Genomic DNA, 13325 nt, shown 5'->3' with positions numbered 1-13325 from the left:
GTTATAAAACAGCCAAGAGAAGATTTAAAATGGAAGTAAGGAATTTAATTATTGCAATGATAGTGACCTTTTCCGGAGGAGATCCCAACAAATTATTTAAAACTTAAAGTGGCCGGAATTTCTTCCGACCACTAGTGGCTTTAAGCCGCTTTTTTATTTCAAAAATCTATTTTTTACCATTCGATTACAGCACTGGCCCAGGTAAATCCACTACCAAAAGCCGCCAAAACAATAGTATCACCTTCTTTGATTTTACCTTCTTCCCAGGCTTCGGTTAGCGCGATAGGAATCGATGCTGCTGTGGTATTTCCATATCGTTGGATATTATTATACACCTGATCGTCCCTTAACTTAAATTTCTGCTGAATAAATTGTGAAATTCTTAGGTTCGCCTGATGCGGAATAAGCATATCGATATCTTTCACATCAAGTCCGTTTGCCTTTAGCCCTTCCATAATTACTTCAGAAAAACGAACGACTGCATTTTTAAATACAAATTGTCCGTTCATATACGGATAATACGGAATATCTTCCTGTGGATTTTCCTTAATAATTTCAGGAACCCAGTGATTGGTGCTTGGACCTTTCAGACTTAATTCCAAGGCGTGTTTTCCTTCAGAATGTAAATGCGTAGAAAGAATTCCCTGCCCATTATGATCACTTCTTGTTAGTACTACCGCTCCTGCTCCATCTCCAAAAATCACAGATACCGAACGCCCACGTGTCGTAAAATCTAAACCACCACTATGATTTTCACTTCCAATTAGAAGTATGTTTTTATACATACCGGTTTTGATAAATTGATCGGCAACCGATAGCCCGTAGATAAAACCACTACATTGATTACGCACATCAAGGGCAGGACAGGTATGAATATCTAATATTTCCTGAATTTGCACACCACATCCGGGAAAATAATAGTCGGGACTTAAGGTGGCAAAAACGATTAGATCAATATCATCTTTACTAATATTGGCTCTTTCTAAGGCTATATTTGCAGCCTTAGCTCCCATACTGGCTGTTGTATTGCCATCGCCTTTTTTAATATGTCGCCTTTCTTTTATACCGGTACGTTCCTGGATCCAGGCATCATTGGTATCCATTATTTTGGATAAATCCTCATTGGTAACCACATTCTCTGGCACATATTTTCCTAATCCGGCAATTTTAGACTGATACATTCAGTTTATTTTAAATAATTAAAAATCTAGACTCTTCAATTTAGCAAATATCTAAATATTAAAGATTGCAATATAGGAAAGATTAACATTTTACAGAATACCTTATATTAGTGCAACAAATATTCTAAAAACTCATTCATGAAAAAACAAATTATCACATGTTTTCTATGTATTGCTGCTTCTTTTTTTAGCAGTTATGCTCAGGAAAATCTTACATACCAAAAACCACCAAAACCTATCCTAGACTTAGTAGATGTTCCTTTGGCACCAGGAACTTATATAAACAGTAAAGGAGATTTAATGCTATTTCTTTATCGCGATCAATACAAAACTATTGCAGAATTAAGTGAAAAAGAATTACGCCTTGGAGGATTAAGAATTAATCCGGCAACTAATATTAGTAGCCGTGCCCGCTATTTTACCGATATAAAAATAAAGCCTGTAAAAGATAACGAACCTACAAATGTTACCGGTTTACCAGAAAATCCAAGAATCGCAAATCTCAGCTGGTCACCAGATGAAAAGAAACTGGCTTTTACTCAAACTACAAACACCGGAGTAGAATTATGGGTTATAGATATAAAATCTGCCAAAGCTAAAAAACTTACTGATGCTTCTTTAAATGCAAATATGGGTAATACCATTAACTGGTTTAAAGATAGCGAAGCTATTTTAGTAAAAATGCTCCCAAAAGATCGTAAAGAACTTATAGATGAGGCTATGGCAGTCCCAACCGGTCCTACAGTTAGTGTAAGTGATGGTAAAGAAGCGCAAAACAGAACCTATCAGGATTTGCTAAAAGATCCTAATGACGAATATAATTTTGAGCAGTTAGCACGCTCCACTTTATTCAAAGTAGATCTAAACGGAAATAAATCGCAATGGATGAAAGCGAATATGTATGATGATATTAGCTTTTCTCCAGATGGGGAATATATAATGATTAGCCACATTAAAAAACCTTTTTCTTATCTCGTACCTTATTACAGATTCCCTACAGAAACCAACGTTTATAAAAACGACGCCAGTTTGGTAAACATGGTAAACGATGTTCCTTTATTAGAGGATTTACCACAAGGTTTTATGTCTACCCAGAAAGGAAGAAGAAGTCTAAACTGGCGCGCAGATAAACCGGCAACCTTAGTTTTCGCTATGGCTTTAGATGGCGGTGACCCTGAAGTTGAAGTTGATCATAGAGATCAGGTATTTATGCTGGACGCTCCTTTCGAAGGTGAAGGAAAAGCCTTCTTAAAAACAATTAATCGCTACAGCGGTATTATTTGGGGAAATGACGAAACGGCAATCGCCATGGATTATTGGTGGAATACAAGAAACAGCAAAACATATTTAATTGATCCATCAAGTAATAATAAAGATCCTAAGATTTTATTTGACAGAAATTATCAGGATGTCTATAGCGATCCGGGAAATTTTGTTACGCATAAAAACAACTTTGGAAGATCTGTTTTAGAATTGGATGGTACCGATGCTTATCTCATTGGCGATGGATTTTCAGATAAAGGACAGTATCCATTTATTGATAAGATTAATCTGAAAACTGGAGATACCGAGCGTTTGTACCAATCCATATTTGAAGATAAAAAAGAAAGCATTGTAGAAGCATTAGATATCGATAAAGGCGAAATTCTTGTAAGAATCGAAGCTTCTAGCGAGTATCCTAATTATTACATCAGAAATATTAAGAAAAAAAATGATCTTCAACAAATTACCAACTTCGAAAACCCTTTTAAAAGTTTACAGGATGTAAGCAAAGAGGTAATTACCTATAAGCGTGAAGATGGTTTAGAACTAAACGGAACACTATATTTACCTGCCGGTTACGATAAAGAAAACCCTGAAAAGTTACCAATGATTATGTGGGCCTATCCTCGTGAATACAAAGATAAAAATTCGGCTTCACAAAATACCAGCAACGCAAATGACTTTACTTATCCTTACTATGGTTCTCCTATTTACTGGGTGAACAGGGGCTATGCCGTATTGGACGACGCGGCTTTTCCTATTATCGGTGAAGGTGATGAAGAGCCTAACGACACCTTTAGAAAACAATTGGTAGATAATGCTGCTGCTGCTATAGATGCCGTAGACGAAATGGGATATATAGATCCAGATCGTGTTGCCGTTGGCGGGCATAGTTATGGCGCTTTTATGGTTGCCAATCTTCTATCCCATTCCGATTTATTTGCTGCAGGAATTGCAAGAAGCGGAGCTTATAATAGAACTTTAACGCCTTTTGGTTTTCAAAGCGAAGAACGGAATTATTGGGAAGCTCCAGAAGTGTATTATACCATGTCTCCTTTTATGCATGCAGATAAAATGAAAACGCCGTTATTACTAATTCATGGAGAAGCCGATAATAATTCTGGGACTTATCCCATGCAAAGTGAGCGTTATTTTAATGCCTTAAAAGGTCTTGGTGCTACTGCCAGGCTAGTTATGCTACCAAAAGAAAGCCATGGATACAGCGCAAAAGAATCTGTACTACATGTGCTATGGGAACAAGATGAGTGGTTGGAAAAGTATGTAAAAAATAAACCAAAAAACACAGTAGAAGCAACAAAGGAAGAAATTCAGGATTAAACTAAATAAATCCATCACGATTATAAAGCCTTCTGAGAAATTTCAGGAGGCTTTTTTAATCAAAACATTGGGGATAATCCACAATCTATTACCGCAAAACCTTTTTAAAATGTAGGGACATACTTATAATTACCAGGATCGGTCTGTTAATGATACCAATAAGAAAAGCGCAATTTCGAAGAATGAAATCGCGCTTTTCAACCTAACCAATAAATCAAAATATTAACCTACAAGTAATCTCGAAATCTATTAATTTCTACCTTAGCTTCCAGATCATGTAATAAATTATAAAGACCAAAGAATGTCCTGTTGATATAAAGGAAATGCTTACTTCCGCGATTTCCGTTCATCTTTCTTAGTTCCTCATCCTTACTATATTTTTCACTCAATTTAGTAATAGCATCCCAAAATCCTCTATCTGAAAAATCGAAAGTTTCAGAGTGAAACGGACTGGTAAAAAGACTCAACATCTGATGGAATAATTCTGAAAAATACTTAATCTCATTTTCAGTATCATCTTCCCTTAAAATTTCGAGTTCGTATAACTTTTCGTTAAAGAACTCAGGGTTGTCTATATTTTCTTTTTTCGCTAATTCAAAATAAGGTACGTAGAAATCGTCTGGAACTTTTTTAATACATCCAAAATCGATCGCAATTAAATTTCCCGCCTTATCTACTAAAAAATTACCCGGATGAGGATCGGCATGCACTTCTTTTAATCCATGCATCTGGAACATATAAAAATCCCACAATGCCTGCCCAACCTTATTCGCTTTTTCCTGATCTTTACTGTCTTTTACAAATTCACTTAGATGCTGACCATCCATCCAGTCCATCGTAATAATTCGTTCGCTGGACAATTCTTCATAATACTGCGGAAACTTAAGATTAGGAATATGCTTACATGCTTCTGAAATTGCTTTACTCTGCTTTATTTCCAACACATAATCGGTTTCTTCTAAGAGCTTCCCTTCTACCTCCTTAAAATACTTTTCTGAATCTTTACCTTGTAAATTAAACATCCTTATGGCAATGGGTTTCACCATGGCTAAGTCTGAACTTATACTATCAGCCACCCCGGGATATTGAATTTTCACAGCAAGTTTTTTCCCATCTTTTATTGCCCGGTGCACCTGCCCAATACTCGCAGCGTTGACAGATTGCGAGGTAAATTCGTCGTATAAGTCCTCAGGATAATTCCCATTATACTTCTTAAAGGTTTTACGTACTAATGGAGCCGATAATGGCGGTACGCTAAATTGTGCTAAACTAAATTTCTCTACATAAGCACTGGGCAACAAGCTTTTCTCCATCGAAAGCATTTGAGCAACTTTAAGCGCACTACCTTTTAAACTTTTTAGACCATCGTAGATATCATTGGCATTATCACGATCCAAATCATCACGTGTAAGCTCTTTATTAAAAGCTTTTTTACTATAATACTTTAAATAATTCCCTCCAATTTTAGCTCCGGTTTGCACCAATTTACTGGTTCGGCCAATTTTGCCGGTAGGAATTTTATCGATTGATTTCATCTAATTCTTTTTTATCGCCTTTCGGCCTTTTTCATAGCAATTTTGACAACAGATCATTTAGCCATTTTCTGTTTGTAAAGAAATTTTCCGAAATCAACAACACGTTCTAATGGTGTATTATCAAAAACATCGAATACTGTATTTACTGATTTTTCGATCGCTACATCTGTACTTTCAAATTGTGCAGAGTTATCATCCATCCAAAATTTTAATAAGAATAACAATTGGATCCAGGCAGCTTCAGAGAAAATCTCTTCAGGTTGCTGTAGAAATTTCAGGGTCTTATCCTTATTCCCTTCCGCAACCAGTCCCTTTGAAAAATGCTTTACATTTTTACGTAAACCTTTTAATTGTTCCAGGTTCTTAATTGGGGTTGGATCTTTTTTCAATGTGAATAAAACATAACTTCTATTAGCAGTTAACACTTCAAAAAAAGTATAATAAAAAGTGAGCATTTTTTCCCGGTTAGTAAAACCTGTATATTCCGGGCTTTTCTCAATTACATTCACAGTATTTAGATAAAACTTCTCCCAAATTCCTTTCTCTAAGCCTTCAAAACTTCCGTAAAAGTTATAGAATTCTTCTTCCTGAAGTTTATTCTCCTTACAAAATTTATAAACTGTCTTAGGGGCATGTTCATTTTCCAGCACATAATCCATATAAAGACTTATCAATCGATCTGAATCTAACTTCTTATTTGCAGTAGTTGCTTTCTTTGTCGTCGCCATAATTTCTTTTTCTCTTTTCCAAATATAAGTATTGTTTAACTTATATGTTATTTAGTTAAACAAAATGTTTGTTAAAAATTCAACATGTCTAATTTTTGACATTCAAATAATTAGACGCATAATCATTGAATTAATTACAAGTCTTATGCCAAGATGACAGCAAAACTGTAATGGTATTTTTTTTGGTTACTAAAAACCGAAATTGATAATAAAAACTAAAAATATATGGCAACTGGAAAGATTAATGTATCAGTAGACAACATTTTCCCGCTGATTAAAAAATTCCTTTACAGCGATCACGAAATTTTCCTAAGAGAGTTAATTTCTAACGCTACCGATGCAACTCTAAAACTAAAGCACCTTACCAATATTGGTGAAACCGATGTGGAATACGGAAATCCTGTAATCGACATCAAAGTGGATAAAGAGAATAAAAAAATACATGTGATCGATCAAGGTATCGGGATGACAAAAGAGGAAGTTGAAAAGTACATTAATGAAGTAGCTTTCTCTGGCGCTGAAGAATTTCTTGATAAGTACAAAGATTCTGCTAAAGACAGTGGAATTATTGGTCATTTTGGTCTTGGCTTCTATTCCGCTTTTATGGTAGCTCATAAAGTTGAAATCATCACCAAATCTTACAAAGATGAGCCAGCAGCTCATTGGACCTGTTCTGGAACAACAGAGTTTACGCTGGAAGATGCTGATAAGCAGGATCGCGGTACAGAAATTATTCTGCACATAAATGAAGATGATGAGGAGTTTTTAGAAGAAAACCGAATTGAAGAATTATTGGTGAAGTATAATAAATTTATGCCAATCCCAATTCGATTTGGAACCAGGGAAGAAACCCTTCCACTTCCAGACGATGCTCCCGAAGATGCAAAGCCAGAAACCAAAACGGTAGACAACATCATCAATAATCCGGATCCTGCATGGACCAAACAACCAACCGATCTGGAAGATAAAGATTATAAAGATTTTTATCGTGAACTGTACCCAATGCAGTTTGAGGAGCCTTTATTCCATATTCACTTAAATGTAGATTATCCTTTTAATCTTACCGGGATTCTTTATTTCCCAAAGATGTCTCAGGATATGAACATGCAGCGTGATAAAATTCAGTTATATCAAAACCAGGTTTTTGTTACTGATAATGTAGAAGGTATTGTTCCTGAATTTTTAACCATGTTACGTGGGGTTATTGATTCTCCAGATATCCCATTAAATGTTTCCAGATCTTATCTTCAGGCAGATGGGGCAGTAAAAAAGATCTCAAGTTATATCACCAGAAAAGTTGCTGATAAACTAAAAGCGCTTTTCAATAATAATCGTGAAGATTTTCAGGAAAAATGGAATGATATCAAAGTAGTTATCGAATATGGTATGCTAACCGAAGATAAGTTTTACGAGAAAGCGCAGAAGTTTGCTTTATACCCAACCATTGATAACGAATATTACACCTTTGAAGAGTTAAAAGAAGCGATAAAAGATAATCAGACCGATAAAGATGGTAATCTGGTAATTCTTTATGCTTCTAATCAAAATGAACAGCACAGTTATATTGAAGCTGCTAAAGATAAAGGTTATAAAGTAATACTTTTAGATTCTCCTATTATTTCTCACCTGCTACAAAAATTAGAATCATCTGAAGAGAAAATAACTTTTACCAGAGTCGATTCAGACCATGTAGACAATCTGATTAAAACAGATGAAGAGAAAATCTCTAAATTATCAGACGATGAAAAAGAGAAATTAAAAGGTGACTTCGAAAAAGTAGTCCCAAAAGAAAAATATACCATCCAGATGGAAGCGATGGATAGTAATGCCGCTCCGCTTATGATCACACAGCCGGAGTTTATGCGAAGAATGAAAGAAATGCAGCAAACCGGTGGTGGCGGCATGTTTGGAATGGGCAATATGCCAGAGATGTATAATCTTGTAGTAAATACCAATCACCCACTTACATCTGAAATTTTAAGTGCAGAAGAGGAAACACAACAACGTTTGATAAAACAATCTTTAGACCTTGCAAGGCTTTCACAAAACCTGCTTAAAGGTGAAGAATTAACAGCATTCATTAAGCGTAGTTTTGAGATGGTAAAATAGTTTTAATATTATTTATATTTATAAAAGCGTCATTCTAAAATCGAATGACGCTTTTTTTTAATTGAATATTTTATATTGAAAGTTTTAATCAAAGATTCCTACTAAACAAGAAATATGAAAATGAAAAAGCTACTCCTACTTTCTGCTATCTTATTAATTTATGCTTGTAAAGATAAACCTGAAAAAATGACGCCCGAAGAAAAAATAATGACTGAACCTGATGGTGGCATTGGCAAAGGTGCTACTTCCCCAGTAATGCAATTTCCTACCGATATAGAAAAAGCACATCATAAAGCAAATTTTTTAGAACATAAAGCAGTTCAATTTGATATTATTTTACAATTTGGCGGGAAAGAACGATTAAACGCTAAAATTACTACCTTAACCAATTCTGGTAAAATTAAAATTGAAAAGAAGGATAGTACCTTCTTAAGCTTCGACGGAGACAAAGCCTGGATATATCCTGCCAGCCAAAATTATGACGGAGCAAGATTCGATATGTTCACCTGGCAATATTTCTTTGCCCTACCTTTTAAACTCACCGATAATGGTACCCAATGGGAAATGCCAGAACAGCGCATTTTAGATAGTACAAAAGTAACATCTGCCCGACTAACTTTTGGAAATGACATAGGAGACGCTCCAGACGACTGGTATATTATTTATCAATCTGAAGATCAAAAACTCGCCGCTGCCGCTTATATCGTAACCCTTAACAAAGAAGTACAAACAGCAGAAGCTAATCCTCACGCGATAAAATATCATGATTATAAAATGGTAGATGGGGTTCCTTTTGCGACAAAATGGACCTTCCATAACTGGTCCAAAGAAAACGGAATTGAAGACGAAATAGGAGAAGCAAAAATATCGAATATTGAGTTTATCAATACTGATTCTAACTTTTTTAAAGCAAGGCAAAAAGCTGGTGAGATAAAGAAGTAAGTAAGCAGCAATAAAGATTTAAAAAACCGCTATTAAATCTTTAATGCTTTTAATCAATTAAAGCAAACCAGTATATACTATTAGGAGGTTACCGGTAGGATATTCCTATATATTACCCGGTAAAATTGTTGTACGTCATAAGGTTTTACGATAATATCATTCATCCCCGCGCTATGTATTTTTTCTCTAATCTCCTCTACCTCAACAGCGGTTAGTGCAACGATTGGAATGACTTTATTAAAATTTCTAATCTTTTGGGTGGCTTCCATTCCGGTTATACCTGGCATATTTACATCCATTAATACTAAATCGAAAGTAGCTTCCTTTACTTTTTTAATAGCCTCATATCCATCTTGAGCAATTTCACAAACAAATTTTTTTTGCTCTAAAATTCGCTTGGTTACCACCTGGTTAATCCGGTTATCATCAACAATTAAAATACGATGTTTTGATTTTAAATGCCAATTATCGGTAATCTCTTCTTTTAGATCTTTAATTTTGGTAACCGGCACCCCAGCCTTTTCCTGATCTTTTTTAAAGTTAAGCACAAAACTAAAACAAGAACCCTGATGCTCTTCACTTCGTAGGTGAATATCCGACTCGAATAATTTCAGCATTTTCTTTACAATCGGTAAACCTAATCCTGTTCCCTGATAATTATAATTAGAAGGTTTTAGTTGTGAGAACTCTTCAAAGATTTCCTTTTGCTTGCTTAATGGAATTCCTATGCCATCATCTTCAACCTCAATTTTAATATTATAAGCCGCTTCTGTAGTATCGATCACGGTTGCGCGAATCCAGATATTGCCACGCTCAGTAAATTTTAATGCATTCCCTACAAGGTTTACCATAATCTGAGAAAACCTAACAGAATCTCCCAACAAAAATTGCGGGATATTTTGATCAATTTCAAGATGAATTTTATTTTTATTCTGAAGCCTGGTAAATTCCAGCGTTTGCATAATGCTTTGCAGCAATTCTCTAAAATTAAAAGAAACTGACTCTAACTTGACTTCTTTAGCTTCCATCTTATTGATCTGAAGTACATCATTGATCAATGCCAATAAATAATCTGCTGAAAATTTCAGAGATTTTAAATCCTTTTGGTGGTCTTTTAAACCCTTATCATCGAGCAACAAAGAAGTTAACCCTATTACACCGTAGAGTGGTGTCCTTAATTCGTGACTAACCGTAGAGAAAAACTGTGTTTTTAAATTAGACAGTCGCTCTGTTTCCTCTTTCGACTTTCTCAGCTCCTTATTTTTTTCCTGTAATTCTGTAATCAATATTTTACGAGAGCTATTAATACGATTTAGAAAAATTAAGATGATAAATAGTATGATCGCAGCTACAATTAGCAGAATGAGCTTTTCGTTAGATTTGGCTATAATTTTTTCCTGATAGTTTTTTTGCTGTTTGGCCAGTTCTAAATTTTTCTGGTACTCGTTTATATCAAATCTGGTATTTGCAGCCTGAATTTGGGCTGTATTAGTATGATCAAAAATTTCAGACTCATATTCATGTTGCCTTTTAAGGGCTTTAAAGGCTGCTTTAAATTCACCTTTTCTAAAAAGCAATTCGGCATACCATTTATAAGTTTCAGCTCCTTCGTAAATTAGGCTATCCTCATCTACGATTTTTGTTGATCTTTCAAAATACACTTTAGCAGAATCCAATTGATTTGATTCCAAAAAATACCTTCCGTATAACATATCTAACTCTGCGTCCAGATAACTACCATGCACACGTTTTAAAACTCCTTTCGCACTGTCTAAATATGGTTTTGCGATTGGCACTCGATTTTTATCAAGATAAGTCCAGGCAATATTGATATAAGGCGCTACAAGCTCTTCTTGATTGTTCAGTTTTTTGGCAAGATCGATTACTCTTTTATAATTATAAATTCCCTTTTGATAATCCTCTTTACGTTCTGAAAAAATATTCCCCATATTATTGTAAGACCACATAATAAGGGTATCGTTTTGCGTAGCTTTGGCAAAAACTAGAGATTTTTCATAATGCGTTTTTGCCCGCATTGTATCGCCCAGCTCCTCGTAAGCTACCCCAAGGTTATTATGGCCGTGATACAAAAAATAATTACTTTCTACTAACTCCGCCAGTTCAATTAAACGCATAGAAGTCTGGATACCTTCATGGTAGTTATAATCGTTAAATAAAGTAATAGAATTATTAAACAGGCTTTCCAGGCTATCTTTACTAACCTTTTTATCTTGAGCACTTAATGGCTTAACAATAAAAATAAAAAGAAGTGAAGAGAAAAAAAGATTTTGTATCAAGCTCACAGAAAATAGTTAGCAATGTCCAGCAGAGAAAATTAATTTATTTAAGCTAATTAAACAAAAAAAGTACTAAACCGTCTAAAATAAGTTTCAAAAATATTAATATTAGAGTCAATAAGGTTATCTTCCTTAAAAAAATTATATCATGCAATATCCATGGCATCTTTATTTAATGGGCATCATGTATACCATCGCAGGGATAAATCATTTTATTAAACCAAAAATGTACATGAAAATAATGCCGCTTTATATTCCCTACCATCTTAACATGGTTTATTTAAGCGGCGTTGCAGAAATCATTTTGGGAATAGCCGTTTGTTTTACGCTAACGAAAGATTATGCAATTTACGGGATCATTGCCATGTTATTGGTCTTTTTTAGTGTCCATTTTTATATGCTTTCTTCTCCTGAAGCCGGTGCTGGTTTACCAAAATGGATTTTAATACTTCGAATTCCGCTACAGTTTTTGTTAATTTGGTGGGCATGGTTTTATTTGAAGTATTAAAATGAAAGAAGAATTTACGCTGCCACAAGCAAATTTAAGTTACATCCCTAACTTCTTACAACCTGATATTGCAGAGAAAGTCTTTCACACACTTTACTCTCAAACTAACTGGATCCAGGAACCAATTAAAATATTTGGAAAAGAAATGATGCAACCACGCTTAACACATCTTTTTGGAGAAAAATCATATACCTACTCTAATATTACAATGAATCCCGATCCATTCCCTGAAACCCTTCAATTATTGAGAGAGAAGCTCGAAAACTTTACAAATAACAGATTTAACGTTTGTCTGGCCAATTTATACCGCGATGGGCAGGATAGTATGGGTTGGCATAGCGATGATGAAAAAGGATTAGGTATAAACCCTGTAATCGCTTCTATAAGCTTAGGTGGAGCGCGTATGTTTCATCTTCAGCATAAAACAAAAAAGGAGCTAAAACAAAAATTTGTCTTAGCTCCTGGTAGTTTATTAATTATGGCAGGAGAAACCCAGCATTTTTGGAAACATCAACTTCCTAAAACAAAAAAACAGGTTACCCCAAGGATCAACCTCACTTTTAGGCAAATTATAGGTTAAGGAACCTAAGCAAAAGTTCGGCAGCTATTAATAGTAAAGTTTTTTGCAACTTAATAAATCTCATTTAGAATTTTAGCTAAACGAATCCCCCCTTTTTGCAATTGCAGCCTTACGGTAGGAAACCATTCATACATATACGCGTAGCTAAGATCATCATCCTCTTCTACAGATTTATATAGCTGCTCAGCTAAATCCCTGCTTTCGTAAACCCAATCCAATAAGTCGCCGTCCTGAATCGCTTCTACCTGAATCTTGCTTAATTCATCCCTATTTTCAGCAAGTTCGGTATAGCTCATCTGGTAAGAATCGATCATCTTACTATCCCAAACGCTATGGATATTGGTCTTTTTTCCAAACCATTTTACATTTATTCGGTTTCCACCCAAATCTGAAGCGTGCCCTATGTGAAACGGCTGATGAAGGTCACCTACAAAATGAACCAGCATTTTTAAATGAAACTGCTTATCCTCTTTGCTGGAGTTTTTATCCTTTAAAACATCTATACACTTTCTAATTCCCATTATGAGGTCACCATCTTCACTAGCGGTTTCTGGATCATATGCAGTAGCCTCCGGATCTATATTCACATAATGCCATGAACTGTATTTTCTATAAGCAGGATCACTTTTTATATCGTCACCATGATTTGCTACAAACGCCAAACTATGACCATTTAATAATTTATTAATAGCTTTTTGTGCTCTTCTAGAAAGATGTGCCTGTGCAATTTCCCCAGTAGTTCGATGTCCCGTTTTTCCCCATTCATTATCTTTTGCAAAATTTATTTGACTTATAAATAGTGCCACAAATACAATCAATATTCTTTTCATTCCAGATAAATTTT

The 13325-nt window shown here is 35.0% G+C and carries 10 protein-coding genes; 5 read left to right on the top strand and 5 right to left on the bottom strand.

Annotation, left to right across the window (positions count from 1 at the left end; genetic code table 11):
* Window positions 1–173 precede the first annotated feature (173 nt).
* Window positions 174–1181 (bottom strand): 3-oxoacyl-ACP synthase III family protein, encoded by a 1008-nt coding sequence (locus AC13DP_RS10135; RefSeq protein ID WP_483067732.1) that lies wholly within the window; start codon window positions 1179–1181, stop codon window positions 174–176.
* 138 nt (window positions 1182–1319) lie between these two features.
* Between AC13DP_RS10135 and AC13DP_RS10130 the strand changes: the two genes are divergently transcribed.
* A complete protein-coding gene (locus AC13DP_RS10130) occupies window positions 1320–3782 on the top strand; it encodes an alpha/beta hydrolase family protein (protein ID WP_483067731.1) in 2463 nt (820 codons plus the stop codon).
* 227 nt (window positions 3783–4009) lie between these two features.
* On the opposite strand, the gene AC13DP_RS10125 is transcribed toward AC13DP_RS10130, so the two are convergent.
* Together AC13DP_RS10125 and AC13DP_RS10120 are read right to left on the bottom strand one after the other, a co-directional pair.
* On the bottom strand, window positions 4010–5317 hold the full coding sequence (locus AC13DP_RS10125) for an ABC1 kinase family protein (RefSeq protein WP_483067730.1): 1308 nt from the start codon (window positions 5315–5317) through the stop codon (window positions 4010–4012).
* Between the two features lie 53 nt (window positions 5318–5370).
* Entirely contained in the window at window positions 5371–6045 is a 675-nt protein-coding gene (locus AC13DP_RS10120) for a TetR family transcriptional regulator C-terminal domain-containing protein (RefSeq protein ID WP_347406415.1), read from the bottom strand.
* Window positions 6046–6270: 225 nt separating this feature from the next.
* On the opposite strand from AC13DP_RS10120, the gene htpG reads away from it, so the two are divergent.
* Together htpG and AC13DP_RS10110 are read left to right on the top strand one after the other, a co-directional pair.
* Window positions 6271–8154 (top strand): molecular chaperone HtpG, encoded by a 1884-nt coding sequence (gene htpG / locus AC13DP_RS10115; RefSeq protein WP_339810723.1) that lies wholly within the window; start codon window positions 6271–6273, stop codon window positions 8152–8154.
* Window positions 8155–8274: 120 nt separating this feature from the next.
* Window positions 8275–9096: a hypothetical protein gene (locus tag AC13DP_RS10110; protein WP_347406414.1), complete on the top strand. Its 822-nt coding sequence runs from the start codon at window positions 8275–8277 to the stop codon at window positions 9094–9096.
* Window positions 9097–9176: 80 nt separating this feature from the next.
* Here AC13DP_RS10110 and AC13DP_RS10105 read toward each other — a convergent pair whose 3' ends face one another.
* On the bottom strand, window positions 9177–11399 hold the full coding sequence (locus AC13DP_RS10105) for a tetratricopeptide repeat-containing hybrid sensor histidine kinase/response regulator (RefSeq protein ID WP_347406413.1): 2223 nt from the start codon (window positions 11397–11399) through the stop codon (window positions 9177–9179).
* 142 nt (window positions 11400–11541) lie between these two features.
* Between AC13DP_RS10105 and AC13DP_RS10100 the strand changes: the two genes are divergently transcribed.
* Together AC13DP_RS10100 and AC13DP_RS10095 are read left to right on the top strand one after the other, a co-directional pair.
* Window positions 11542–11901, top strand: a complete 360-nt coding sequence (locus AC13DP_RS10100) for a DoxX family protein (protein ID WP_347406412.1) — start codon at window positions 11542–11544, stop codon at window positions 11899–11901.
* Between the two features lies 1 nt (window position 11902).
* Window positions 11903–12481 carry an alpha-ketoglutarate-dependent dioxygenase AlkB family protein gene (locus tag AC13DP_RS10095; RefSeq protein ID WP_347406411.1) on the top strand — a complete coding sequence of 193 codons (579 nt, stop codon included), beginning with the start codon at window positions 11903–11905 and terminating at the stop codon, window positions 12479–12481.
* A gap of 50 nt (window positions 12482–12531) precedes the next feature.
* Here the strand turns inward: AC13DP_RS10095 and AC13DP_RS10090 are convergent, their stop codons facing one another.
* Window positions 12532–13311 carry a S1/P1 nuclease gene (locus AC13DP_RS10090; RefSeq protein WP_347406410.1) on the bottom strand — a complete coding sequence of 260 codons (780 nt, stop codon included), beginning with the start codon at window positions 13309–13311 and terminating at the stop codon, window positions 12532–12534.
* Between the last annotated feature and the right edge of the window lie 14 nt (window positions 13312–13325).

This window comes from Zunongwangia sp. L-65 (assembly GCF_056859415.1).
The sequence above is the reverse complement of the archived record's forward strand: the minus strand, read 5'-3'. Positions and strand labels throughout refer to the sequence as shown.